This window comes from Pseudomonas sp. NPDC078700 (genome assembly GCF_044542375.1).
Classification (GTDB): Bacteria; Pseudomonadota; Gammaproteobacteria; order Pseudomonadales; family Pseudomonadaceae; genus Aquipseudomonas.
The window spans coordinates 134,881-159,909 of sequence record NZ_JBITUI010000002.1 but is presented as its reverse complement, the minus strand read 5'-3'; the positions used below and the strand labels follow the sequence as shown (position 1 = coordinate 159,909).

Sequence of the window (25,029 nt, the reverse complement as noted above, 5' to 3'; positions counted from 1 at the left end):
GGCGAAACGAGTTCTTGAGGGCAGGCCTCAAACTAAGTTACCAAGTTAAGTTCAGAACTCGCCCTTCGGCAAACATCTATCTGTCTAGAGCAGGCTTTGTAGCCTGAGCGTGGAATGCTTTATCAGTCCTCAATGATGTCGAAGACACCTCGGGTAACGGCTACCGCTCGCCGCCACTCATGCCACGGATATGGATCGCCAAAGACTTGAGACAAACAATAATCACCAAGCAGAAATCGCCAAAAAACAACTAAAAGCAGGTTCCCCTTGCCCACAGACCCGCAGATCACGCTGAGCATTGTCTGAGCTAAGGGGCAATGCGGGTAATGGCTATGGGCGTTACAATGGTTTGATCACCGATTATTAGATCGGGCATGCCCGGAGCTAGCGTCTAGATGTTCACCCTTATGCACCTGGATACATCACCGCCAGAGGCCCTGAATACCCAGGTTCTGCAAATGGTGGTGGACTACTTCAGCGACATCAGCCCTGTGTCGTTAACGCCCAGTAATCCGCTTTATCAGCTGTACCAGTACGTGATTGGCTACGAGGTACACATGTATTTTCAAGCCATGAACAGCACGCTGGATAGCGCCCCGAAATTGATCCTGGCCCTGGATGATGAAGACCCCTCACTGGTGCTGGGCTTTGCCCTGTACCTGCCGAGCCAGGACGATGAAGAAGCCTGCACCTTGGCCTATTTGGCGGTAAAGGCCAGCCACCGCCGACGGGGTATTGCCAACGCCTTGTTGCAGCGAATGGTTGCAGAGCGCCCCCACGCTGAACTGGCTTGCTCGGTGAGCAAGGTGCCAACCTTCGAGTCACTGGGGTTTCAAGTACTGGCAGCGCAAGGACCGCATGTGGTGCTGAGCACGCGGGACCATCGTTCAAGCGGCATGGTGGCCGTGCAGGATCTGGCCCCTATCTTTCATTCCAAGGAAGTGCGGCAGATTCACGCCTATCTGGTGCAGCAACACGGCAAGAAAGCCATGAGCGATGCCGAAAGCAAACGCGACCGCCTGCTGGACCAGATGGCCTATCAGGCGCAGGCATTGGTGAAAGAGCGCTTCCCTACGATTCACTGATGATGGGTGCGACCAATTTAGGCCATAGAAGCTATCTAAGCGCTAACCAGGCCGAAATCAGCGCATAGGCAGGGTCATTTTGCTGAATCAATCATATTCCTAAACGCTAAAAGCCCTGCGCGCAGGCACGAGGCTGCCGTTGATGAAGGTCGCTCAGCCCGCGCAGTCATTGCCCTTGAGCCTATCGACTCAAGGCAAAGCAGCTTTTAGATAAGCAACAACGACAAAAAACATAATTTCGCTAATCAGCCCCTGTGGACAGAATGCAGATGTAGGCAGCTCGATGACTGCGTCTCGACCTGAATCAACCCCGCCTTCCACATGGGCTCAGATATGACAGTTGAAAGCATTCAAATCGATACGCTTGTCGTTGGCGCAGGCCAGGCAGGTGTGGCCATGAGCGAACACCTGAGCAAACTTGGGGTGCCCCACCTTGTTCTGGAACGCAATCGCATTGCTGAAGCCTGGCGCACAGGCCGCTGGGATTCATTGGTCGCCAATGGCCCGGCTTGGCACGACCGTTTTCCGGGGCTGGAATTTGACCTCGACCCCGATGCCTTTGCGCCCAAGGAACAGGTGGCGGATTACTTCGTCGAGTACGCGAAAAACTTCAACGCACCGATCCGCACTGGTGTTGAGGTCAAGCAGGTGGTGCGCAATAGCGACCGGCCAGGCTTTACCGTTGAAACCTCAATCGGAGTGATCGAAGCCAACCGTGTAGTCGCCGCGACCGGCCCTTTCCAGCGCCCGGTAATTCCTGCGATTGCACCAACAGATAGCGCAGTTACCCAGCTGCATTCAGCGGCCTATCGCAACCCGCAACAGCTGCCAGAAGGCGCGGTGTTGGTGGTGGGTGCAGGTTCATCCGGAGTGCAAATTGCCGATGAACTGATGCGTGCGGGTAAGCAGGTATACCTTTCGGTGGGTGCCCATGACCGGCCACCCCGCGCTTACCGCAACCGTGATTTCTGCTGGTGGTTAGGGGTACTTGGCCAGTGGGATGCAGAAGCGGCGCAGCCGGGCAAAGAGCATGTGACCATCGCCGTGAGTGGTGCCCGAGGCGGCCAGACCATTGATTTTCGCAACCTGGCGCATCAAGGCATGACCCTGGTTGGCCTGACAAAGGCGTTCAACAATGGCGTGGTCAGTTTTCAAGCCGACCTCGCCGACAATCTGGCCCGTGGCGATGAAAACTACCTCGCCCTGCTGGATGCAGCCGACGCCTATATCGAGCGTAATCAGCTCGATTTGCCGGAAGAACCCGAGGCTCGCCATAAATACCCGGACCCGGCATGCGTCACCGAGCCTATTCTTGAGCTGGATTTGGCCGCCGCTGGCGTGACTTCGATCATCTGGGCAACTGGCTACGCGGTCGATTTCAGTTGGCTCAAAGTTAATGCCTTCGATGCACAGGGCAAGCCGCAGCACCAGCGCGGTGTGTCCAGTGAGCCGGGCGTTTATTTTCTGGGGCTGCCTTGGCTGTCGCGCCGTGGTTCCACCTTTATCTGGGGCGTATGGCACGACGCCAAACACATTGCCGATCACATCGTCACCCAGCACAAATACCGCGACTATCGCGATGCCAGTCAACGTCAGGCTGACGCTGATGACGCGCCACCACAAACACTTCGTATGATGGGAGCCAGCTGATGCCGACACACACTCGCATCCGCATGTTCAACACCAAAGACACCTACCCCAATCAGTCTCTGGATAATGACTTGTGCCAAGCCGTTCGCGCAGGCAATACCGTGTATGTGCGCGGTCAGGTCGGCACCGATTTTGAAGGTAATCTGGTTGGCCTCGGCGACCCGCGCGCTCAGGCCGAGCAGGCGATGAAGAACGTCAAACAGCTGCTGGAAGAAGCCGGCAGCGACATGAGCCACATCGTTAAAACCACCACTTACCTGACCGACCCGCGTTTTCGTGAGGCGGTTTATCAGGAGGTTGGCAAGTGGCTCAAAGGCGTGTTCCCGATTTCGACCGGCCTGGTGGTGTCTGCGCTGGGCCAGCCCCAGTGGTTGATGGAAATTGACGTAATCGCAGTTATTCCCGAGGAGCAAGCATGACCTTTTCAATCGTCGGTCGGTGCCCGGAAACCGGTCAGCTGGGTATTGCCATCAGCTCATCAAGCATTGCGGTTGGCGCACGCTGCCCATGGCTGAAAAGCTCAGTGGGTGCAGTCTCAACCCAGAACATCACCTTGCCTGCATTAGGCCCGGAGATTCTCCAGTTGCTCGAAGCCGGGGAGTCGCCAGCCAGCGCGCTGGATACCGCATTATCGCGCCATGGCTACAGCCAATACCGGCAAGTAACTGTGATCGACATGCAGGGTGAAACCGCGCATTTCACAGGCAACCAAGCACTGGGGATAAACCATGCATTGGCTGGTGAGAACTGCGTTGCTGCGGGTAACTTGCTCAGCAATCAAGCGGTTATCGACGCCATGGTCAGTGCTTTTGAAGCAAGCGCGGGTGAAGCCCTTGCCGACCGTTTGCTCAGCGCCATGAACGCAGCCATGAAGGCCGGCGGCGAAGCTGGGCCGGTACACTCTGCCGCGCTCTCGGTTGTCAGCGATCTGTTGTGGCCCATAATTGACCTGCGTGTCGATTGGTCAGAACACGACCCTATTGCTGAGCTGGACAAGCTCTGGCAAGCCTATCGCCCACAGATGCAGGATTACGTAATCCGCGCGCTGGACCCGACCAAGGCCCCGACTTACGGCGTGCCCGGCGACGAATAGCGCAACGCCACAAAGAGAAGAGTCATGCACAGCAGCCGTCAGTTATTGGGCAAGTTGATTGAATTCAATACCGTTAGCCGCGAGTCAAACCTGGCACTGATCGAGTTTATCAGCGTCTATTTGAAACGCTTTGATATCCCCTGTCAGTTGTTCTTCAACGCCGAGGGTAGCAAGGCAAATTTGTTCGCGACTATCGGCCCGGATATCCCCGGCGGCGTAGTGCTTTCAGGGCATACCGACGTGGTGCCGGTTGAGGGTCAGGCTTGGACTTTGCCGCCCTTCTCGATGACCGAGCGCGATGACCATTTATTTGGTCGCGGTACTGCCGACATGAAAGGCTTCATCGCCTGCGTGCTCGCAGCGGTACCGCAGTTTTTAGCTGCGCCACTGAAACGGCCTGTGCATTTGGCCTTCTCTTACGATGAGGAAGTGGGCTGTTTAGGTGTGCGCTCTTTGCTCGCCGATTTGCAACAACGGCCGCACAAACCCGGCATCTGCATCATTGGTGAGCCGACCCTGATGAAGCCGGTATTGGGGCACAAAGGCAAGCTGGCCATGCGCTGTAATATCCAAGGCGCCGCCTGCCATTCGGCCTACGCGCCACAAGGGGTGAATGCCATCGAATGTGCCGCCCAACTGATTGGCAAACTCGGTGAGATTGGCCAGCTTTTGCGCGCACCAAAATTACATGACAAGCGTTTTGACCCGCCCTACACAACCGTACAAACCGGCGTTATCAGTGGCGGGCGGGCGTTAAACATCGTCCCGGCTGAATGCCAGTTTGATTTCGAAGTGCGTGCCCTGCCCTCGGACAATCCGCAGACTGTCGCTGATCAGCTTGAGCAATTTGCCAACGACGAACTGCTGCCAAAGATGCATGCGGTCAACAAGCAAACGGCTATCGAGTTCAGCCAGCTATCGGCTTATCCGGGCCTAGCCACAGAGGCTCAAAGCCAAGCGGCGCAATTGATTGCCATGCTGAGCCAATGCGATGAATTCAGCACAGTCGCCTTCGGCACAGAAGGCGGCTTGTTTGATCAAGCCGGTATTGCCACAGTGGTCTGCGGCCCAGGTAGCATCGAGCAAGCTCACAAGCCCGACGAGTTCATCAGCATTGAGCAGCTAGAGCAATGCGATGCCATGCTCAGCCGCCTGGCGCAGTGGTTAACAGCATCGGACAGGTGATGCATTTTTACCCGCAATTGCGATCGTAAACATTCTAGATATTTGCGTGAACCACGGTGGGCAAGCTAGGGCTTGGCCACCCTCCGCGAGCCATTGTGTGCTCGAATTTACAGATCAAAATGTAGGGTGGGTGACGCTTTTTCCACCCACCATTGCGGTCACGAATATTTCGTGTTCTTTGCATGACCCACGGTGGGCAAGCTAGAGCTCCGCCACCCTACGCGAGCCATTGTATGCTCGAATTTACAGATCGACTTGTAGGGTGAACGTCGCCTTTCATACACCAGCTTTCTCAGTCGGTAACGCCAGATGCTCTTTGCAGTAATCGACAAACAACTGCGCCGGTTTGGTGAGTTGTGCGCGTTTGAGCCACGCGGCAACCAAACCTGAACCGGTGACGGCTTCGCTGATGTCCACCATCACCACTTTCTGCCCGTCGTAGGTGCATTCCGATCGTGGCCGGGTGACCAGCACCGAGAAACCAAACCCCTGCCCCACCATACCGCGCACCATCTCGATTGAGGGCGAACTGAAACCAATATTCGGGCTCAGACCAAGCTCTTCAAACAAGCTGACAAAATAGGTGCGACTCGGCTGCACATCGAGCAAAATCATTGGTTCCAGCACCAAGTCACGCAATGAAACCTGAGCCTGTTGAGCAAACCGGTGGTTTTCAGGAAGCAGTGCATAGGGTGGCTGCGGCGGCATTAACGGTTCGACCTCGATGGTGCCATCAAGGTCGTGATCATAGAGAATTGCCAGATCAAAGCGGCCACCGGTCAAACCCTGCACCAAATCTTGCTGCTCACCATCAAAGATGCGGATTTCAACCCCCGGATAAAGCGTCCGAAAACCCGCAATCAAACCTGGTAAATACAGCGGTGCTACCGTTTCAAAGCAGCCGATATCTATCTGTCCGCACACCACATCGTTATCGGCCAGCGCGTTCTGCTCGAACTCATGGGACATGCGCAACAGCTCTTGAGCCTTACGATAAAAGCGTGCCCCACTTGGCGTTAGCGATACACCCTGAGCGTGGTGACGGATAAATAACTGCACACCAAAGCTTTCTTCCAAGCCTTTAATCGCCGTCGAAATCGACGGTTGTGCGATATACAGCTTGCGCGATGCTTCCGCCACGCTGCCGCACTCAACAGTGGTTACAAAGTACTTCAATTGACGCAGGGTATAAGCCGCCACGGTAAACCTCGTCTGGCCATCCTGGCGATCCAGGATGGGGCATTGCAGTGCCAATTCAATTCACTGGAAGGGCAAGCAAGTTACGCGCCCCACTGCCCAGCCACCTCAAATAAACCACTGCTTTCATTGAAATTGTTGGCCGTGACAAGCACCGCAAGTGCTTCGCCACATGGCAAAAAATACCGAGTCTTAACCTTACTGCACAATCATCACCCATGGCGCTTCTTATTGGTGCTGGCTTAACCAGCTTTTTCATATACCCCGATGACATATTTAATAATTTTCCTTCTGGCCCGCTTAAGCCACCATCGACCCTAGTGCAATTAACAACGCCTATTCAGCTTAGGCCGCGAGTGAGGGTTAATCCGGTGTTTGAACTCAGTGACTGGCAGCAACGTGCGCAACAGCAGCGCTTTATCACCACCGCGCTGATCGCAGGGCAACCGGTAACACCGGCGTCGGGCGCAACGTTCTCGGCCATTAACCCCGCCACTCAGCAAGTGCTCGCCGAAGTCAGTGCCTGTGGCGAGGCAGAAATTGATCTCGCCGTAAGCGCAGCCCGTGAGGCCTTCGAGAATGGCCCCTGGGCGCAGATGGCACCCGCGGAACGCAAAGCCGTGCTGCAAAGGCTGGCAGCATTGATGCTGGAAAATCGAGAAGAACTGGCACTGCTTGACTCGTTGAACATGGGTAAACCAGTGATGGATGCTTGGAATATCGATGTTCCGGGTGCAGCTAACGTCTTCGCCTGGTACGCCGAAAGTATCGACAAACTTTATGATCAGGTCGCACCAACCGCCGCCAATACGCTGGCAACCATCACCCGTGAGCCGCTCGGCGTAATCGGTGCGGTGGTGCCGTGGAACTTCCCGCTGGACATGGCCGCATGGAAACTTGCACCGGCTTTGGCAGCTGGCAATAGTGTGGTGCTAAAACCTGCTGAACAGTCACCGTTCTCGGCGTTACGCTTGGCTGAGCTGGCCCTAGAAGCGGGTATCCCTGCCGGAGTATTTAACGTGGTGCCGGGCATGGGTGAAACGGCAGGTAAAGCCTTGGGCTTGCATGCTGATGTCGACAGCCTGGTCTTCACGGGCTCCACCGAGGTGGGCAAGTATTTTATGCAATACGCTGCGCAGTCCAACCTCAAGCAAGTGTGGCTGGAGTGCGGCGGCAAGAGTGCAAACTTGGTGTTTGCTGACTGCCAAGACCTTGAGCTGGCAGCGGAGAAAGCTGCGTTCGGTATTTTCTTCAATCAGGGTGAAGTGTGCTCTGCCAACTCTCGACTGCTGGTAGAACGCTCCATCCATGATCAGTTCGTTGAGCTGCTGATCGAAAAGGCACGCGCCTGGCTGCCGGGAGACCCGCTAAACCCTGCGAGCACCGCAGGCGCTATTGTTGACTCACGCCAGACCCAGCGCGTCCTTGGTTATATTGAACAAGCACGCAGCCAGGGCGCGCAGGTCGTCTGCGGTGCCAAGCAGCTTGAGTTCAATAGTTCATCTAACTTCGTTGAGCCCACCATTTTATGCAATGTCAGCCCTGATATGCAGATTGCTCAAGAAGAAGTCTTTGGCCCTGTGTTGGCGGTGATCGCTTTCGACACTGAAGAAGAGGCGGTCAAGCTGGCCAACGCCAGTATTTACGGCCTCGCCGCATCGGTGTGGACAGATGACTTGAACCGCGCGCACCGCGTCGCCAAACGACTCAAAGCAGGCACCGTTTCGGTAAACACAGTGGACGCACTGGATGTCACCGTGCCTTTTGGCGGTGGCAAACAATCTGGTTTTGGCCGCGACTTGTCGCTGCATGCATTCGATAAATTTACCCAACTAAAAACAACTTGGTTTCAGTTGCGCTAAGAGGAGTTTTGTCATGACTGCCCCCTTCACCCCAAAACGCACAACCGAGGATTACCAGGCGCTGGATGCGGCTCACCACATTCATGCCTTCCTCGACCAAAAAGCGCTCAACGCAGAGGGCGCGCGCGTAATGGTCAGAGGCGAGGGCCTTAACCTGTGGGACAACGACGGCAAACGCTACCTCGACGGCATGTCCGGGCTGTGGTGCACCAACCTCGGTTACGGCCGCAAAGACCTCACCGCCGCCGCCACCCAGCAGCTTGAACAGCTGCCTTACTACAATATGTTCTTCCACACCACGCACCCGGCGGTGATCGAGCTTTCAGAGCTGTTGTTCAGCTTGCTGCCCACCCACTACAGCCACGCGATTTACACCAACTCAGGCTCTGAAGCCAATGAGGTGTTGATCCGTACTGTGCGTCGTTACTGGCAGATTCTGGGCAAACCGCAAAAGAAGGTCATGATTGGCCGCTGGAACGGTTACCACGGATCGACCCTTGCCAGCACCGCGTTGGGTGGCATGGGCTTTATGCATGAAATGGGCGGCATGCTGCCTGACTTCGCCCACATTGGTGAGCCTTATTGGTACGCCGAAGGTGGCGACCTGAGCCCTGCCGAGTTTGGCTTGAAGGCGGCAGGCGAACTGGAAGCGAAAATCCTCGAATTAGGCGCTGAAAACGTCGCCGCATTTGTTGCTGAACCCTTCCAGGGCGCTGGCGGCATGATCTTCCCGCCGGAATCTTACTGGCCAGAGATCCAACGCATCTGCCGCAAATACGACGTGCTGCTGTGCGCCGATGAAGTGATTGGTGGTTTCGGCCGCACTGGTGAATGGTTCGCCCATGAGTACTTCGGCTTTGAACCCGACACCCTGAGCATCGCCAAAGGCCTGACCTCGGGTTACATCCCAATGGGCGGCCTGGTACTGAGCAAACGCATGGCACAGGTGTTGGTTGAGCAAGGCGGGGTGTTCGCCCACGGCCTGACCTACTCAGGCCACCCGGTCGCCGCCGCTGTTGCCATCGCCAACCTCAAGGCATTGCGCGATGAGCAGATTGTCAGTCAGGTCAAAAATGACACCGGTCCTTACTTGCAAAAAGCCTTGCGTGAGGTGTTTACCGACCATCCGTTGATCGGTGAAATCCAAGGCACCGGTTTGGTTGCAGCGCTGCAGTTTTGCCAAGACAAAACCACGCGCAAACGCTTCACCAATGAAGGCGATATCACCTGGCAGTGCCGCACCTTCGGTTTTGAAGAGGGCGTCATTATCCGCTCAACGCTAGGACGCATGATCATGGCACCCGCACTGGTTGCCGACCACGCAACACTGGATGAGCTGGTCGAAAAAACCCGCCGAGCTGTTGATCGAACAGCCCAGCAACTGGGTCTGCTTTAAGCCTTAAAACCCCGTAGAGGGTAAAGAAATACGCCAGCGCCAGTCACCCGTGACTGGCGTAACAGGATCCTTTTGGTCACTGACCAGCCCTGCCACTACATACCAACAATAAGCCGAGAGGCTGTGGGAGTGCTCTATGAACAAGTCTTTGCACAAATACTTCGCCCCAACTCTGCTCTGCGCTGCCTTGGCAGCCGGCGCTACAACCGCCCAAGCCGGTACGTTGTCGATTGGCCACACCACCTGGGTGGGCTACGGCACCTTGTATCTGGCCCGTGACCTTGGCTACTTCAAGGAGCAGGGTTTGGATGTTGAGTTGACCACCATAGAGGAAGCGGCCATGTACATGGCCGCTCAGGCGTCTGGGCAACTGTCTGGCTCGGCTTCGACTATCGATGAAGTACTCAAGTATCGCTCCAAAGACTTCTGCTTCAAGGCCGTTGCGGCACTGGATGAAAGCGCCGGTGGTGATGGCGTGCTGGTCGGCAATGACGTTTCCAGCTTGAGCGATTTGAAAGGTAAGTCGATAGCGGTCAACGAAGGCTCTGTGTCGCAGTTCTGGCTGTCGTATTTGCTTAAGCAAAAGGGCATGCACATGGCTGATCTGGATATCCAGAACATGACAGCCGACGACGCTGCCACTGCGTTTATTGCTGGGCGTATTCCTGCAGCTGTGACATGGGAGCCGCATTTGTCGATGGTGCGGGCCAAAGGTCAGGGCAAGGTGTTGATCGACAGCAGCCAGACGCCCGGCGTGATTGTTGATGTTGTTGCCCTGAGCTGCGATGTGATCGACAAGCAGCCAGAGGATGTGAAGGCTTTGGTCAGCGGTTTGTACAAAGCCGTTGAATACACCAAGACGCATCCAAGCGAAGCCTACAAAATCATGGCCAAAGGTGTTGGCGGCTACCTTTCAGACCCTGCTGAGCTGGCCGAGGCGGCAAAAGGTGTGCGCTTCTATGACCAAGCCATGAGCGAAAAACTGCTCGGCACCTCTGAGTCTCAAGGCGACATCGCTCAGATTATTTCCCTGGCCAACGAGACCTGGAGTGAGCTGCAAGGCAAGCCGTACAACGTCAGCTACAGCGACCTTGTCGATACCCGTTTCGTCAAACCATAGCCTTGTGGCCCGCCGCCACTGTAGCGGCGGGCCTTCTGTTTAGGAGACGCCACATGGCTACTCAAAAATCCACCCTGCAGCGATGCCTGACGCCTAAGGTCGAGCTCCCTGCATCACTGACGCTAACCACCAGCATCCTCTGCTGGGTGCTGGTCTTTGGCTTATGGGCACTGCTGTCCTATGGCGGCCTGGTTCCAACCATGTTCCTGCCAACCCCCGGCGCGGTGCTGGACGCCGCTGTGCGCTTAAGCGCCGATGGCACGTTAAGCAAACACGTAGTAGCCAGCGTTGAAGTCGTGGTCATTGGCTTTGTGGTTTCTTCATTGGTCGCAGTCCCGCTGGGGTTGCTGATGGGCAGCTTTCGCATCGTTCAGGCGCTGCTGGAACCGCTGGTGAACTTCATCCGCTATTTGCCGGTGACCTCTTTCGTACCCTTGTTTATTTTGTGGATTGGCATTGGCCTGGAGCAGCGGGTCACGGTGATTATCTTTGGTGTGTTTTTCCAGCAACTGGTCATGATCGCCGACGTTTCAAAAGGCGTGTCCAAGGACCTGATAAATGCCAGCTACACCCTCGGCTCCAGCCGCCGCGATGTAGTGATGCATGTGCTCGGCCCAGCATCTCTGCCCGGGATACTCGACACCCTGCGCGTAACCATGGGCTGGGCCTGGACCTACCTGGTGGTTGCCGAGCTGGTCGCCGCCTCCAGCGGCTTGGGTTACATGAGCCTTAAAGCCATGCGGGGTTTTCAGGTCGACGTGATATTTCTGGCGATCGCAATCATCGGCCTTCTAGGCTTGATGACCGATCAACTGTTCAGACTCTTACGCTTAAAGGTGGCTTCATGGGCGCAGTAGCAGCGGTGCGAAGCGAAATTCAAACACCTGCAAAGGTGCCAGACAACTCTCCAGCGCGGCTCTGTGTGAACAACGTCAGCCTGCGTTATAACACGCCTTCCGGTGGTGTTTTCACGGCATTGGATAATGTCTCGCTGGAAGTCCCCGACCAACAGTTCGCGGTGATTGTCGGCCCATCAGGCTGTGGTAAATCCAGCCTGCTGTACCTCACAGCCGGCCTCGCTGAGCCCAGTGATGGCGAGATTTACGTCGGTGGCGAACGTGTGGATGGCCCGGGCGCTGACCGCGGTATGGTGTTTCAAAGCTATACCCTGTTTCCATGGTTGACCGTACGCCAGAACATTGAGTTTGGTCTCAAGCGTAAAGGCATGCCCGCTGCCCAGCGCAAGGAGATTGTCGACTTCTACCTCAACGAGGTCGGCCTGACGCCCTTTGCAGATAATTATCCCAAGCAGTTATCCGGCGGCATGATGCAGCGCGTTGCCATTGCCCGTGCACTGGCCAACGACCCACAGATTCTGTTGATGGACGAACCCTTCGGCGCACTCGACAGCCAGACTCGCATGCAAATGCAAAAGTTGCTGCTGCGCATTTGGGAGCACAGCAAGAAGACCGTGGTGTTTGTCACCCACGACATCGACGAAGCTATTCTGCTAGGTGACCGGGTTTACGTAATGGGCGCACGGCCGGGCCGCATCAAGCAGATTCTCGATGTGCCGATAACACGTCCACGTGACCTCGACATGGTCATGGATCATCAGTTCATCGACATGAAACGCCAGATCCTCGGCTTGCTGCATGATGAGCTGGAGGAGGCACACTAGGCTCAGAACCTAGGCCTGCGGATACTAAGAAGCCGCTGCATCTGTCACTTCAGATGCAGCGGTTTTTTTGCATTACTGAAGCCGCAACGAACTGCTGAACTGGCTTATGGCATCAACCACATGCCGCGAGCCTTGCTGAATCTCCAGAATCACCTCGCCCGCCTCATTGGCCAGTTCAACGCCATGCTCTGTTCGGCCCAAACTTGAGCGCATACTTTCAACCGCACTGAGCGATAGCTCGTTGTTCTGGCGCACAACCTCGACAATCTCAAGGGTTGCTTTGCTGGTGCGCGCCGCCAAGCTTCTGACCTCATCGGCCACCACCGCAAAGCCTCGCCCATGCTCGCCTGCCCGTGCAGCTTCAATGGCCGCATTCAGTGCGAGCAGGTTAGTCTGGTCGGCAATGCCACGAATAGTCTGAACAATATTGCCGATCAACTCCGACTGCTTGTTCACTGCATCAATGCTTTTGGCCGCATCATTCAAGTCTTTGGAAATATCCTCAATCACCTTGACCGTTTGCTGGACGACTGAGGAGCCTTTTTGCGCGCAGGTATCGGTTTGCAATGAAGTGGCATGGGCAGCATCGGCAGCGCTTTGCTGGCTGTTCATTTGCTCGGTGATATCACTGGCGAATTTAACCACTTTGTACAAGCGACCTTTGGCATCAAAGATCGGGTTATACGAGGCTTCGAGAAAGATCCGCTGACCGCGACTGTCGACCCGCTGAAAACGGCCTGAGTGGAACTCTCCACGGTTGAGCGAGGCCCAGAAATTCCTGTATTCAACTGACTCACTGTCGCTGCGATCACAGAAAATACGGTGATGCTGCCCCTTAACCTGCTCAAGTGAGTAATGGGTCGTTTTCAGGAAATTCTCATTGGCATTGAGGATGATCCCTTCCGGGGAGAACTCAATCACCGCCATTGAACGGCTCAAGGCATTCATCAGGCTTTTGCCTTCGCGCTCGCGGTGGATTTGCTGGGTGACATCAGACGCAATCTTAATCACGCTGACAACTTGATTATTCCCATCCTTGACCGGCATGTAGCTGGCTTCCAACCAAAGCTCACGACCGGACTTATCAAAACGCATAAAGGTGTCGCTGATTGGCTCCCCTCTTGCCAGGTCGGCCCATAGCTTGGCATAGGCATCACTGCGGTAATACGCCTCCTCACAGAAAATCCGGTGATGCTTGCCCCGTATCTCTTCAGCGCTATACCCCATAGCCTGACAAAAGTTGGAATTAGCATCGAGGATAATGCCGTCAGGGCGAAACTCGATCATGACCATGGAGCGACTGATAGCGGCTAATTTGGCGTTGACTTCAGCCAAGGCAAAGCTTGCGCGCTCTTGTTCTAAGCGATCTGTTTTACGCAATGAGTTAAACATGAGATGGCCCTCGCCGGTCCTGCATTCAATTGAACGTTATTTACCTGTATTGCACGACCGAAACGCACTACTTAAGAATTAATACCGAGTGGTTAATCCTTTAATCGGCACTTCGACATGAGTCCGCATGCGTATAAAACTTATACAAAACTTGCATTTAAACTTATACAACTTGCATAACCGTTGGCCTTCAGCTGCCAGCTATTATTTAGCCACTACTGTTAAATAACTATGCAGCCAGAATTAACATTCGTCAGCAGTCGGATAGTATTAGTCTGCCGTAGTATTTTGCCGTAACGGTTTATTAATCGACGCTTACGGCCAAATCTTTAAATTGAATGCATAAAAAACGGGCCATTAAGGCCCGTTTTTATATACCGCTTATCGATTAGCTTTTAGCGCTGGTCGGCGCTTGTTGCCATGTCGTTTTAGTCCCTTCATCAATGGCTTGTTGGACTGCTTTTTTGCGTGCATTTTCGGCGCGACGCGTAAACACCCAGGCCAAGAAGGTAACCAGCGAAACCGAGAGCAGGATCAAACTGGCAATCGCGTTGATCTCAGGTTTGACCCCAAGGCGCACAGCCGAGAACACTTCCATTGGCAAGGTGGTTGAACCAGGTCCAGACACAAAGCTCGCCAGTACCAGGTCGTCCAGTGACAGGGCAAAGGACATCATTGCACCTGCCGCCAGTGAAGGCGCGATCATTGGAATGGTGATCAAGAAGAACACCTTCAATGGGCGAGCGCCAAGGTCCATAGCCGCTTCTTCGATCGACAGATCCAGCTCACGTAAGCGCGATGACACGACCACAGCCACATAGGCCGTACAGAACGTGGTGTGTGCGATCCAGATGGTGACGATGCCACGCTCCGAAGGCCAGCCCAACAGCTGCGCCATTGCCACAAACAACAGCAACAATGACAGACCGGTAATCACCTCAGGCATTACCAGCGGCGCAGTGACCAGGCCACCGAACATGGTGCGACCTTTGAAGCGAGTAACACGGGTCAGCACAAAAGCGGCCATGGTTCCCAATATCACCGCAGCAATCGCAGTGTAGAAGGCGATTTCCAACGAGCGCAGAACTGCACTGATTAACTGGGTGTTGTCGAGCAAGCCGACATACCATTTCACCGACCAGCCACCCCAAACGGTCACCAGACGCGAACCATTGAATGAGTAGATGACCAAGATGACCATCGGCAGGTAGATAAACAAAAAGCCCAGCCACAGCATCATGTTGGAGAAACTAAAGCGCTTATTCATGCTCTGCCCTCCATCTCTTTGGCTTGGTTACGGTTGAACAGGATGATTGGCACAATCAACAACGCCAGCATCACCACTGCCAGAGCCGAAGCCACCGGCCAGTCACGGTTGTTAAAGAACTCTTGCCAGAGCACCTTACCAATCATCAGTGTTTCCGGGCCACCTAGCAGCTCAGGAATCACGAACTCTCCCACCGCCGGAATAAACACCAGCATGCAGCCCGCAATAATGCCGTTCTTAGACAGCGGCACGGTAATTTTCCAGAAGCTGTTAAAGGTGCTTGAACCGAGGTCCGAGGCGGCTTCCAGCAAACTGTTATCGTGCTTAACCAAGTTGGCAAACAGCGGCAGAATCATAAATGGCAAGTATGAATAAACAATACCGATGTACACCGCAAAGTTGGTATTGAGTATCTGCAATGGCTCACTGATAACGCCAATGGACATCAGGAAGCCGTTGAGCAAACCGTTATTACTGAGAATCCCCATCCAGGCGTATACCCGGATCAAAATTGCAGTCCACGTCGGCATCATCACCAACAACAGAAATACCGTCTGCATTTCCTTGTTGGCACGGGCAATTGCATAGGCCATTGGATAGCCGATGAACAGGCAGATAAGCGTGCTGATAAAGGCCATCTTCAGCGAGCCCAGATAGGCCGCCAAATACAGTTCATCTTCGGTCAGGAAGATGTAGTTACCTAAGTTGAGAATGATCGACAACTGGCCTTCAGCCCAGGTGTATATCTCGGTGTATGGCGGAATCGCAACGTCTGCTTCGGCAAAGCTGATTTTCATCACGATAATGAAAGGCAGCAAGAAGAACAGGAACAGCCAAATGAACGGAATGCCAATTACGGCATGCCGGCCAGTGGGCATTCGGCGACTGATGCTTCGGGATATGTTCATGAGCGCAATGCCACCCCGCTATCGTCCTCCCACCAGACGAAGACTTGGTCATCCCAAGTAGGCCGTGCACCGCGTCGCTCAGCGTTAGCAACGAAGGACTGAACGATCTTGCCACTTGGCAGTTGGACGTGGAATACCGAGTGACCGCCAAGGTAGGCGATGTCGTGAACAATGCCCCGCGACCAGTTGTATTCGAAAGCTGGCTGTTCGGTGGTGACAATTAGCTTCTCAGGGCGAATGGCATAGGTAATGCTCTTGTCCTGAACCGAGGTGCTGACGCCGTGACCAACAAAAATATTACGCTCAAGGTCTGGGGTGTCGATCAGCGCATGGGCTTCATGATCTTCAACCACCTGACCTTCGAACAGGTTGACGTTACCAATGAATTCACACACCAGGCGGCTGGTTGGGGTTTCATAGATATCAATCGGACTGCCGATCTGGGCGATCCAACCCAAGTGCATAATGGCAATGCGCTGGGCCATGGTCATGGCTTCTTCCTGGTCGTGGGTCACCATGACGCACGTCACGCCCACGCGCTCGATGATCTCAACCAGCTCCAGCTGCATTTCTGAACGCAGCTTTTTATCCAGCGCGCCCATTGGCTCATCGAGCAACAGCAGCTTCGGGCTTTTTGCCAGAGAGCGAGCCAGGGCCACACGCTGACGTTGACCACCTGACAATTGATGCGGCTTACGCTTGGCGTACTGAGTCATGTGCACCAGCTTGAGCATCTCGGCAACACGCGCCTCGATGTCAGCTTTGGGCATCTTGTCTTGCTTGAGGCCGAAGGCGATGTTTTCTGCCACAGTCATGTGCGGAAACAATGCATACGACTGAAACATCATGTTGATCGGACGCTCGTAAGGCGGCATATCGGTGATGTCTTCACCGTCGAGGAAGATGCGCCCCTCGGTCGGCCGCTCAAACCCTGCAAGCATGCGCAGCAGGGTTGATTTGCCTGAGCCAGAGCCGCCCAGCAAGGCGAAGATTTCGCCTTTGTTAATCGTCAGAGAGACGTCATCAACGGCGACCGTTTCATCAAACTTCTTGGTCACACGTTCGATTTTAACCAGCACCTCTTTCGGTTGCTGATCGCCCTCAAGGACCTTTTTATAGGTACTAGAAGCAACTGCCATTACCAAAACTCCCGCGAAATCGCGCCCGCCGACCAAGCAGCGGGCAACTTAAAATTATTGTCCTGACTTAACTTTGGTCCAGCTGCGTGTCATCAGACGCTGGATCTTGTGAGGCATTTCCTGCTGGATATACAAACGATCCAGCACCTCTTGAGGGGGGTAAACCGATGGATTGGTGCTCACTTCCTCGTCCATAAACTTGCCGGACTTAAGGTTAGGGTTGGCGTAGCCCACGTAGTCACTTACACCGGCAATCACTTCAGGTTGCAGCAGGTAATTGATGAACGCGTGCGCTTCTTTAACATTTTTCGAGTCTGCTGGAATGGCCAGCATGTCGAACCACAGGTTGCCACCTTCTTTTGGGATAGCGTATGCGATATCAATGCCCTTGCCTGCCTCTTCAGCACGGTCTGCGGCTTGCAGTACGTCGCCAGAGAAACCCGCAGCAACGCAGATATTGCCGTTAGCCAGGTCACTGATGAATTTGGATGAGTGGAAGTAAGTCACGTAGGGACGCACTGCCAACAGCTTCTCTTCAGCTTTTTTATAGTCTTCAGGGTTCTTGCTGTTTGGATCAAGGCCCATGTAATTGAGAACGGCCGGGATCATCTCGTCTGGTGAATCCAAGAAGGATACGCCGCAGGCGGTGAGCTTCTTCATGTTCTCAGGCTCGAATAACACCGCCCATGAATCAATGTGGTCTACACCCAGTACTTCTTTAACTTTCTCGACGTTATAGCCGATACCGTTGGTGCCCCACAGATAAGGCACTGCGTATAGGTTGCCTGGATCATTGGTCTCCAGCTGCTTGAGCAGACGCGGATCCAGGTTTTTCCAGTTGCTGAGTTGGCTGCGGTCCAGTTTCTGGAAGGCGCCAGCACGAATTTGTTTACCCAGAAAGTTATTCGACGGCACCACAATGTCATAGCCGGTGTGGCCAGACAGCAGCTTACCTTCAAGGGTTTCGTTGGAGTCGAATACGTCGTAAACCGGCTTGATGCCAGTGGCTTTCTGGAAATCGGCCAACGTGCTCTCGCCGATGTAATCACTCCAGTTGTAGATGTGTACGGTCGGCTCAGCAGCTTGGGCTGCGGTCGCTACACCAAGTGCTAGTAAGCTGGCTGTCAGAGTTTTGCTTATTGAGAATCGCACACGCATGTCCTCTTATTATTGAGCGGCCCAAAAAAGGCGGGCACTGTATCGACTAAGATTGCTTCTGTTCAGTGGTCCATTGCTTGTCAGGCTGAACAACACGGTGTTAACCGCGCTCCCTGGCGACCAAACGACTGATCGCGAGACCTCAAACTGAACGCACTTAATGGCGAACAGAAGAATTGAACAATACATGCAAGCTTCCATTTCCCAGTCGACCGGGCACAGAAAAGGCCAGGACAACTGTCTCCATTTTTTGATACCACCAGCGGGTTACAACTTCTGCACCAGGCGGATAAATCCGCCTGACACAGAACTACAGCCTTACATCAGCAAGGCTTAACGGCCCGACTTAACCTTGGTCCAGCTACGTGTCATCGCCCGTTGTACTTTCGGCGACAACTCGGAGAAGGTGTACAACTTCTTCGAAGCTTCCTCGGTTGGGTAGATCCCTGGGTTGTTGCGGATTTCTTCCGATACCAGGTGCGTCGCCGCAGCGTTGCCGTTCGGATAAGCCACGTAATCAGAAATTGGCGCAATCACCTCAGGCTTGAGGATGTAGTTAAGGAAGGTATAGGCCTCATCAGCGTTTTTCGCATCTGCCGGAATGGCCATCATGTCGAAGAATGCTGCGGCACCCTCTTTAGGAATGACGTAGCTAACCGGCACGCCATTTTTGGCTTCTTCAGCACGCGACTCCGCCTGAAAGACGTCACCGGACCAACCCAGCGCTACGCAGATATTGCCGTTAGCCAGGTCAGAGATGTACTTGGATGAGTGGAAGTAGGTGACGTCAGGACGGATTTTGAGCAGCAGCTCTTCAGCCTTTTTAACGTCCTCAACACTTTGTGCAATGGGGTTCAGGCCAAGGTAGTGCAGCGCGGCTGCGTAAACTTCCTCAGGTGCATCAAGCATTGCAACGCCGCAGGACTTGAGCTTATCCATGTTCTCTGGTTTGAACATGATGTCCCACGAGTCGACTTTGTCGGTGCCCAGTGCAGCCTTAACCTTTTCTGGGTTGTAACCGATGCCCGTGGTGCCCCACAGGTAAGGGAAGGCGTACTGATTGCCCGGGTCAGCTGCTTCCAGCGACTTCATCAGGTCTGGGTTAAGGTTTTTCCAGTTTGGCAGCTTGGACTTATCCAGCTTCTGGAAAACACCCGCCTTGATTTGCTTCGCCAAGAACTGGTTAGACGGCACTACAACGTCATAGCCCGAAGTACCCGCAAGCAGCTTGGCTTCCAGGGTTTCATTGCTATCGAACACGTCATAGACCACTTTGATGCCGGTTTCTTTCTGGAAATTTTCCAGGGTGTCTTCAGCGATGTAATCGGACCAGTTGTAAACGTGTAGAACTTTATCCTCTGCGTGTGCTGCTCCCGCTACAGCACCCGCCAAAGACAACGCGAGAAGGGTTTTACCGAAAAATTTCATGCGTAAAGCTCCTGTTGTTTTATAAGTTATTCCAGAAGATGGCGCAGCCTATTTGCACCACCTTCCGGCGAGCCTGGCCAACGCACTGGCGCAGTCTGGCAATTTCATCGACTTTTTTAAACACTCAACTGATTACAGTTTCAAGTTTAATCACTGCGATGCTTTAACCCAGTACCTCCGCAGCCGTCAGATCGAGACATTGACGGGCCTTGGTAACCAGTTCATCAATCTCTGCCTTACTGATAACCAGTGGTGGCGAAATAATCATGGTGTCGCCTACGGCACGCATGATCAAACCATTACTGAAACAGTGTGTGCGGCAAATCATGCCAACACCTTTATCACTTGGATAACGTTCACGCGTCGCTTTGTTCTTCACCAATTCAATGGCGCCGAGCATGCCAACACCGCGAACTTCACCTACCAATGGGTGGTCAGCCAGCTCACGTAAACGTTTCTGCAAATACGGTGCCGTTTCTTCTTTAACCCGCTCAACAATTTTTTCTTCGCGCAATATACGCAGGTTTTCCAAGCCTACTGCGGCTGCAACCGGGTGTCCGGAATAGGTGAAGCCATGGTTGAAATCACCGCCTTGATTGAGCACTTCAACGATGTCGTCACGCACGATCAGGCCACCCATTGGGATGTAGCCAGAAGTCAGGCCCTTGGCGATGGTCATCATGTCCGGGGCGTTGCCGTATAGGTCGCTTCCGAACCACTCACCGGTACGACCAAACCCACAAATCACTTCGTCGGCGACAAACAAGATCTCGTACTTGGCGAGGATTTCACGCACTTTCGGCCAGTAAGTATCTGGCGGGATGATCACACCGCCCGCACCCTGAATAGGTTCAGCGATAAATGCACCGACATTGTCGGCACCGACTTCCAGAATTTTCTTTTCCAGCTCTTCTGCCGCCCAGATACCGAACTCGTCAGGCGTCATGTCACCGCCTTCAGCGAACCAGTAGGGCTGAGCGATGTGGACAATACCTGGAATTGGCAGGTCGCCCTGCTCGTGCATATAAGTCATACCACCGAGGCTCGCTCCGGCCACGGTTGAACCGTGATAGCCGTTGAGGCGACTGATGATAACTTTCTTATTTGGCTTGCCCTTGATCGCCCAGTAGTGGCGAACCATACGCAGCATGGTGTCATTGCCTTCAGAACCAGAGCCAGTAAAGAACACGTGGTTCATGCCTTCTGGCGCAATCTCTGCGATCGCTTTGGCCAACTCAAGCGCTGGCGGCGTCGCCGTCATAAAGAACATGTTGTAGTAGGGTAATTCCTGCATCTGCTTATAAGCGGCTTCGGCCAGCTCTTTACGACCATACCCCACCGCCACACACCACAGACCCGCCATGGCATCGAGGATTTTATTGCCCTCGCTATCCCATAAATAAACGCCGTCTGCGTTGGTGATAATGCGCGGCCCTACTTCCGCCAGTTGCTTGAAGTCGCTGAACGGCGCGAGATGGTGCTCGCGGCTCATCGCCTGCCATTCACGGGTTTTCGGGTTAGTCGCTTGGTTAGTCATATCCACCTCTAAAAATGCATGTAGCGAGCGCCGGGCGGGTTATGCCCGGCGCGCGTTCAATTACACAGACAGCAGCAGGAATTCACGCTCCCATGAGCTGATCACCCGCTTGTAGTTCTCATGCTCTGCACGCTTCACCGCGACATAGCCGCTGATGAATTTACGGCCAAGATACTCCTCAGCCAGCTTGCAGTTTTCCATACGCTCCAATGCAGCTTCCAGTGTCAGCGGCAAACGCAGGTTACGGCGCTCATAGCCTCGCCCGACAACTGGCGCACTGGGCTCAATGCCTTCAACCATACCGATATAACCGCACAACAGACTGGCTGCCAAGGCTAGATATGGGTTGGCGTCAGCACCAGCCAAACGGTTTTCAACACGGCGGTTTTGTGGATCTGCATCAGGCACGCGCAGGCCCACGGTGCGGTTCTCTTCACCCCACTCGACGTTTACTGGTGCCGAAGTGTCCGGCAGGAAGCGGCGGAACGAGTTAACGTTCGGCGCGAACAGCGGCAACAATTCAGGAATCAGCTTCTGCAAACCACCGATGTGGTGCAGGAACAGTTCACTCATCGTGCCGTCTTCATTAGAGAAGAGGTTCTTGCCGGTGGCTTTATCAATAATGCTCTGGTGCACGTGCATCGCGCTGCCAGGCTGATCGGTAATCGGCTTGGCCATAAAGGTAGCCGTTACATCGTGCTTGAGCGCCGCTTCACGCATGGTGCGTTTAAACACCAATACCTGGTCGGCCAGGTGCAACGGTTCGCCATGACGGAAGTTGATTTCCATCTGCGCGGGACCTTCTTCGTGGATCAGCGTATCAAGGTCCAGACCCTGAATCTCACACCAGTCATACATGTCTTCAAACAGTGGGTCGAATTCGTTCGCAGCATCAATCGAGAACGACTGACGGCCCGTCTCCGGGCGACCGGAACGGCCCAGTGGCGCTTCCAGCGGGAAGTCTGGATCGGCGTTGCGCTTGGTCAGGTAAAACTCCATTTCTGGTGCCATGATCGGCTGCCAGCCTTTATCGGAGTACAACTTGAGCACTTTCTTAAGAATATTGCGCGGCGACAACTCAATTGGGTTGCCTTGTTTGTCGTAAGTGTCATGGATCACCTGCGCTGTTGGCTCAATGGCCCAAGGCACCAGGAACACTGCGGTCTCGTCAGGGCGACAGACCATATCGATGTCCGCCGCATCGAGCAGGTCGTAATAGATGTCGTCTTCGACATAGTCGCCCGTCACGGTTTGCAGCAGCACACTCTCTGGGAGGCGCATGCCTTTTTCCGCGATGAACTTGTTGGTTGGCGAAATCTTGCCGCGGGCGATGCCGGTAAGGTCGCTAACCAGACACTCAACTTCGGTGATTTTGCGTTCTTTCAGCCAGCTGGATAGCTGGTCTATTTTGGTACTCATAGAGACCTCAGGGTTGGTTGAGCCGACTATTAACTAAGTCGACCTCAGCGTTGCCCCGCCCTCTTCCTGCAAGCCTCACCAAAGGCCTGGAAGATGGCGAGATAATTCGGATTAGATCGTACCTGCCATTCGGGGTGCCATTGCACCCCTAAAGCAAAGCTTTTAGCACCTTCGACGGAAAAAGCTTCGACTAACCCGTCAGGCGCCAGCGCTTCAACTCGAAGGCCCGGCGCCAGACGCTGAACGCCCTGGCCATGAATAGAATTGACTTCAATCTCTGCTGGCAAGCCGATGCCAGCGAGAATGCCACCCGGCTGCACATGCAGCGCGTGGCTAGGTGCATATTGCACCTCGAGCGGTTGATCTTGCGGCTCGCGATGGTCCATAAAACCTGGGACTTCGTGCACTTTCTGGTGCAGCGTACCGCCGAAGACCACATTCATTTCCTGAAAACCGCGACATACACCAAGTACCGGCACACCCGCCTCAATGGCTGCCTTCAATAAAGGCAGTGTCGTACTGTCACGTGCAGGATCATGCAGGGTTCCGGGTTCACTTGCCGGCCCCGCATAGTGATGAGGTTCAACATTGGACGGTGAGCCGGTAAACAACAAACCGTGCAGATTATTGAGCAGAGCAGGCTGGTCGAGCAGCTCGCCAATTGAAGGAATAATCACTGGCAGACCACCGGCACCCAGGACCACCGCACGGACGTATTTGTCGCCGGTAACGTGGTAAGGATGAGGGCCAATCTGTTTTGTATCAGAGGTAACGCCGATTATCGGCAGGCGTGACATGGGACACCCGTTTTATTGCTGTTAGTGGGTTTGAGCCGAGCTTAGCCTTGTTCATTTTTTTTCACAATAGCCATGTAAAAAATTAAACACACAGCGCTGAGCACCGCACAGGCCAAGGGTTACACTCCCCCTGAAATGCCCCGAAACGCCCTAAAATTGGCCGCACGGCCTCTTTTTGGTGCAAAATACGCCTCTCTTGACAGCGTCAGGTGTTTAAGATTGACTCACACCTGTGCATTCGCATGATTGATATTTTTAACAAGAAAGGTGTTGCATCATGTCGGTACCCCCGCGTGCCGTTCAGCTTAATGAAGCGAACGCGTTCCTTAAGGAACATCCTGAGGTCCAGTTCGTCGACCTTCTTATTGCAGATATGAATGGCGTGGTGCGTGGCAAACGCATCGAACGCGCCAGTCTTCATAAAGTGTACGAGAAAGGTATTAACCTTCCCGCGTCTTTATTCGCACTCGATATCAATGGCTCAACGGTAGAAAGTACCGGTCTGGGTCTGGATATTGGTGATGCGGACCGTATCTGCTTCCCGATTCCCGACACCCTGTGTAATGAGCCGTGGCAGAAGCGCCCAACTGCGCAACTGTTAATGACCATGCACGAACTCGATGGCAAGCCATTCTTTGCCGACCCACGAGAAGTGTTGCGACAGGTAGTACAGAAGTTCGACGAACTAGGCCTGACCATCTGCGCCGCTTTCGAATTAGAGTTTTACCTGATTGATCAGGAGAACGTAAACGGCCGTCCACAGCCGCCACGCTCGCCTATTTCAGGTAAGCGTCCACATTCAACTCAGGTTTACCTGATTGATGACCTCGACGAATACGTTGATTGCCTGCAAGACATGCTCGAAGCTGCAAAAGAGCAAGACTTGCCTGCCGACGCCATCGTCAAGGAAAGCGCTCCGGCTCAGTTCGAAGTTAACCTCCACCACACCAAAGACGCGATCAAGGCCTGCGACTATGCGTTGCTGCTCAAGCGCCTGATCAAGAACATTGCCTACGACCACGAAATGGACTCGACCTTTATGGCCAAGCCCTATCCAGGTCAGGCGGGCAATGGTCTGCATGTGCATATTTCCCTGCTCGACAAGAAGACTGGCGAAAACATCTTTACCTCGGAAGACCCGCTGGAAAACGATGCGCTGCGCCACTCCATTGGCGGTATTCTGGAAACCATGCCAGCGTCGATGGCGTTCCTGTGCCCTAACGTCAACTCTTACCGCCGCTTTGGCGCACAGTTCTATGTGCCGAATGCGCCGAGCTGGGGGATTGATAACCGTACAGTCGCCGTCCGCGTGCCAACAGGCAGCCCGGATTCTGTACGTATTGAGCAGCGGGTTGCGGGGGCAGATGCCAACCCATACCTGATGATGGCCTCGATTCTGGCCGGTATTCACCATGGTCTGACCAACAAAATTGATCCGGGCGAGCCGATTGAAGGCAACTCCTACGAGCAGTTGGAACAGAGCCTGCCGAACAACCTGCGTGATGCACTGCGCGAGTTAGACGACAGTGAAATCATGGCCAAGTACATCAGCCCTGAATACATCGACATCTTTGTCGCTTGTAAAGAAAGTGAGCTGGCTGAATTCGAGCATTCGATTTCAGACCTGGAGTACAACTGGTACCTCCATACGGTATAAGTTCAGGTAACACCCGACGCCGGCCTAGTGCCGGCGTCTTTTTGCGCCGTCCACAAGA

The 25,029-nt window shown here is 54.1% G+C and carries 19 protein-coding genes and 3 pseudogenes; 11 read left to right on the top strand and 11 right to left on the bottom strand.

Going from position 1 to position 25,029, the window contains the following annotated elements; genetic code table 11:
* The first annotated feature begins 395 nt into the window (after positions 1-395).
* The 5 genes and pseudogenes from ACIGCM_RS06585 (at position 396) to argE (ending at position 5,013) form a co-directional block, all read left to right on the top strand.
* Positions 396-1,085 carry a GNAT family N-acetyltransferase gene (locus tag ACIGCM_RS06585; RefSeq protein WP_397501247.1) on the top strand — a complete coding sequence of 230 codons (690 nt, stop codon included), beginning with the start codon at positions 396-398 and terminating at the stop codon, positions 1,083-1,085.
* A gap of 287 nt (positions 1,086-1,372) precedes the next feature.
* Positions 1,373-2,735 (top strand): annotated as a pseudogene (locus ACIGCM_RS06580) (flavin-containing monooxygenase).
* A complete protein-coding gene (locus ACIGCM_RS06575; RefSeq protein ID WP_397501246.1) occupies positions 2,735-3,154 on the top strand; it encodes a RidA family protein in 420 nt (139 codons plus the stop codon). Before ACIGCM_RS06580 ends, ACIGCM_RS06575 begins: the two are co-directional and overlap by 1 nt.
* Positions 3,151-3,828 carry a DUF1028 domain-containing protein gene (locus tag ACIGCM_RS06570; protein ID WP_397501245.1) on the top strand — a complete coding sequence of 226 codons (678 nt, stop codon included), beginning with the start codon at positions 3,151-3,153 and terminating at the stop codon, positions 3,826-3,828. Before ACIGCM_RS06575 ends, ACIGCM_RS06570 begins: the two co-directional genes overlap by 4 nt.
* Before the next feature lie 24 nt (positions 3,829-3,852).
* On the top strand, positions 3,853-5,013 hold the full coding sequence (gene argE, locus ACIGCM_RS06565; RefSeq protein WP_397501244.1) for an acetylornithine deacetylase: 1,161 nt from the start codon (positions 3,853-3,855) through the stop codon (positions 5,011-5,013).
* Between the two features lie 276 nt (positions 5,014-5,289).
* Here argE and ACIGCM_RS06560 read toward each other — a convergent pair whose 3' ends face one another.
* Positions 5,290-6,213 (bottom strand): LysR family transcriptional regulator, encoded by a 924-nt coding sequence (locus ACIGCM_RS06560; RefSeq protein ID WP_397501243.1) that lies wholly within the window; start codon positions 6,211-6,213, stop codon positions 5,290-5,292.
* Between the two features lie 368 nt (positions 6,214-6,581).
* On the opposite strand from ACIGCM_RS06560, the gene ACIGCM_RS06555 reads away from it, so the two are divergent.
* From ACIGCM_RS06555 to ACIGCM_RS06535, 5 genes are all read left to right on the top strand, one after another.
* Entirely contained in the window at positions 6,582-8,072 is a 1,491-nt protein-coding gene (locus ACIGCM_RS06555) for an aldehyde dehydrogenase (protein ID WP_397501242.1), read from the top strand.
* Positions 8,073-8,085: 13 nt separating this feature from the next.
* A complete protein-coding gene (locus ACIGCM_RS06550; protein WP_397501241.1) occupies positions 8,086-9,468 on the top strand; it encodes an aspartate aminotransferase family protein in 1,383 nt (460 codons plus the stop codon).
* A gap of 136 nt (positions 9,469-9,604) precedes the next feature.
* Complete coding sequence (locus ACIGCM_RS06545; protein ID WP_397501240.1) at positions 9,605-10,588, top strand: ABC transporter substrate-binding protein; 984 nt, start codon at positions 9,605-9,607, stop codon at positions 10,586-10,588.
* Between the two features lie 53 nt (positions 10,589-10,641).
* On the top strand, positions 10,642-11,445 hold the full coding sequence (locus ACIGCM_RS06540; RefSeq protein WP_397501239.1) for an ABC transporter permease: 804 nt from the start codon (positions 10,642-10,644) through the stop codon (positions 11,443-11,445).
* Positions 11,433-12,269, top strand: a complete 837-nt coding sequence (locus ACIGCM_RS06535) for an ABC transporter ATP-binding protein (RefSeq protein ID WP_397501238.1) — start codon at positions 11,433-11,435, stop codon at positions 12,267-12,269. Before ACIGCM_RS06540 ends, ACIGCM_RS06535 begins: the two co-directional genes overlap by 13 nt.
* Positions 12,270-12,341: 72 nt before the next feature.
* Here ACIGCM_RS06535 and ACIGCM_RS06530 read toward each other — a convergent pair.
* The 10 genes and pseudogenes from ACIGCM_RS06530 to ACIGCM_RS06485 all read right to left on the bottom strand — a co-directional run.
* Positions 12,342-12,770: pseudogene (locus ACIGCM_RS06530) on the bottom strand (methyl-accepting chemotaxis protein); the annotation flags it as partial.
* A gap of 108 nt (positions 12,771-12,878) precedes the next feature.
* Positions 12,879-13,661: pseudogene (locus ACIGCM_RS06525) on the bottom strand (PAS domain-containing protein); the annotation flags it as partial.
* A gap of 388 nt (positions 13,662-14,049) precedes the next feature.
* A complete protein-coding gene (locus ACIGCM_RS06520; protein WP_397501237.1) occupies positions 14,050-14,928 on the bottom strand; it encodes an ABC transporter permease subunit in 879 nt (292 codons plus the stop codon).
* Positions 14,925-15,806 (bottom strand): ABC transporter permease subunit, encoded by an 882-nt coding sequence (locus ACIGCM_RS06515; protein WP_397501964.1) that lies wholly within the window; start codon positions 15,804-15,806, stop codon positions 14,925-14,927. The genes ACIGCM_RS06520 and ACIGCM_RS06515 overlap by 4 nt, the downstream gene beginning before the upstream one ends.
* Positions 15,807-15,832: 26 nt before the next feature.
* Entirely contained in the window at positions 15,833-16,975 is a 1,143-nt protein-coding gene (gene potA, locus ACIGCM_RS06510; RefSeq protein ID WP_397501236.1) for a polyamine ABC transporter ATP-binding protein, read from the bottom strand.
* 54 nt (positions 16,976-17,029) lie between these two features.
* Complete coding sequence (locus ACIGCM_RS06505; protein WP_397501235.1) at positions 17,030-18,133, bottom strand: polyamine ABC transporter substrate-binding protein; 1,104 nt, start codon at positions 18,131-18,133, stop codon at positions 17,030-17,032.
* Positions 18,134-18,466: 333 nt separating this feature from the next.
* The gene (locus ACIGCM_RS06500; RefSeq protein WP_397501234.1) at positions 18,467-19,561 is read right to left on the bottom strand and encodes a polyamine ABC transporter substrate-binding protein; all 1,095 of its coding nucleotides are present in this window, start codon (positions 19,559-19,561) and stop codon (positions 18,467-18,469) included.
* Between the two features lie 163 nt (positions 19,562-19,724).
* A complete protein-coding gene (locus ACIGCM_RS06495) occupies positions 19,725-21,098 on the bottom strand; it encodes an aspartate aminotransferase family protein (protein ID WP_397501233.1) in 1,374 nt (457 codons plus the stop codon).
* A 60-nt stretch (positions 21,099-21,158) separates the two neighbouring features.
* Positions 21,159-22,517 carry a glutamine synthetase family protein gene (locus tag ACIGCM_RS06490; protein WP_397501232.1) on the bottom strand — a complete coding sequence of 453 codons (1,359 nt, stop codon included), beginning with the start codon at positions 22,515-22,517 and terminating at the stop codon, positions 21,159-21,161.
* 44 nt (positions 22,518-22,561) lie between these two features.
* The gene (locus ACIGCM_RS06485; RefSeq protein WP_397501231.1) at positions 22,562-23,314 is read right to left on the bottom strand and encodes a gamma-glutamyl-gamma-aminobutyrate hydrolase family protein; all 753 of its coding nucleotides are present in this window, start codon (positions 23,312-23,314) and stop codon (positions 22,562-22,564) included.
* Positions 23,315-23,591: 277 nt separating this feature from the next.
* Here ACIGCM_RS06485 and ACIGCM_RS06480 point away from each other — a divergent pair, with 277 nt between their 5' ends.
* A complete protein-coding gene (locus ACIGCM_RS06480; protein WP_397501230.1) occupies positions 23,592-24,971 on the top strand; it encodes a glutamine synthetase family protein in 1,380 nt (459 codons plus the stop codon).
* The last annotated feature ends 58 nt before the right edge of the window (positions 24,972-25,029 follow it).

What these genes read in the sequence shown, in the direction of transcription:
- argE (WP_397501244.1), top strand. Translation starts at nt 3,853, where the DNA reads ATGCACAGCAGCCGTCAGTTATTGGGCAAGTTGATTGAATTCAATACC.
- potA (WP_397501236.1), bottom strand. Translation starts at nt 16,975, where the DNA reads ATGGCAGTTGCTTCTAGTACCTATAAAAAGGTCCTTGAGGGCGATCAG.
- ACIGCM_RS06500 (WP_397501234.1), bottom strand. Translation starts at nt 19,561, where the DNA reads ATGAAATTTTTCGGTAAAACCCTTCTCGCGTTGTCTTTGGCGGGTGCT.
- ACIGCM_RS06575 (WP_397501246.1), top strand. Translation starts at nt 2,735, where the DNA reads ATGCCGACACACACTCGCATCCGCATGTTCAACACCAAAGACACCTAC.
- ACIGCM_RS06485 (WP_397501231.1), bottom strand. Translation starts at nt 23,314, where the DNA reads ATGTCACGCCTGCCGATAATCGGCGTTACCTCTGATACAAAACAGATT.
- ACIGCM_RS06550 (WP_397501241.1), top strand. Translation starts at nt 8,086, where the DNA reads ATGACTGCCCCCTTCACCCCAAAACGCACAACCGAGGATTACCAGGCG.
- ACIGCM_RS06515 (WP_397501964.1), bottom strand. Translation starts at nt 15,806, where the DNA reads ATGCCCACTGGCCGGCATGCCGTAATTGGCATTCCGTTCATTTGGCTG.
- ACIGCM_RS06540 (WP_397501239.1), top strand. Translation starts at nt 10,642, where the DNA reads ATGGCTACTCAAAAATCCACCCTGCAGCGATGCCTGACGCCTAAGGTC.
- ACIGCM_RS06495 (WP_397501233.1), bottom strand. Translation starts at nt 21,098, where the DNA reads ATGACTAACCAAGCGACTAACCCGAAAACCCGTGAATGGCAGGCGATG.
- ACIGCM_RS06545 (WP_397501240.1), top strand. Translation starts at nt 9,605, where the DNA reads ATGAACAAGTCTTTGCACAAATACTTCGCCCCAACTCTGCTCTGCGCT.
- ACIGCM_RS06505 (WP_397501235.1), bottom strand. Translation starts at nt 18,133, where the DNA reads ATGCGTGTGCGATTCTCAATAAGCAAAACTCTGACAGCCAGCTTACTA.
- ACIGCM_RS06480 (WP_397501230.1), top strand. Translation starts at nt 23,592, where the DNA reads ATGTCGGTACCCCCGCGTGCCGTTCAGCTTAATGAAGCGAACGCGTTC.
- ACIGCM_RS06585 (WP_397501247.1), top strand. Translation starts at nt 396, where the DNA reads ATGTTCACCCTTATGCACCTGGATACATCACCGCCAGAGGCCCTGAAT.
- ACIGCM_RS06490 (WP_397501232.1), bottom strand. Translation starts at nt 22,517, where the DNA reads ATGAGTACCAAAATAGACCAGCTATCCAGCTGGCTGAAAGAACGCAAA.
- ACIGCM_RS06520 (WP_397501237.1), bottom strand. Translation starts at nt 14,928, where the DNA reads ATGAATAAGCGCTTTAGTTTCTCCAACATGATGCTGTGGCTGGGCTTT.
- ACIGCM_RS06535 (WP_397501238.1), top strand. Translation starts at nt 11,433, where the DNA reads ATGGGCGCAGTAGCAGCGGTGCGAAGCGAAATTCAAACACCTGCAAAG.
- ACIGCM_RS06570 (WP_397501245.1), top strand. Translation starts at nt 3,151, where the DNA reads ATGACCTTTTCAATCGTCGGTCGGTGCCCGGAAACCGGTCAGCTGGGT.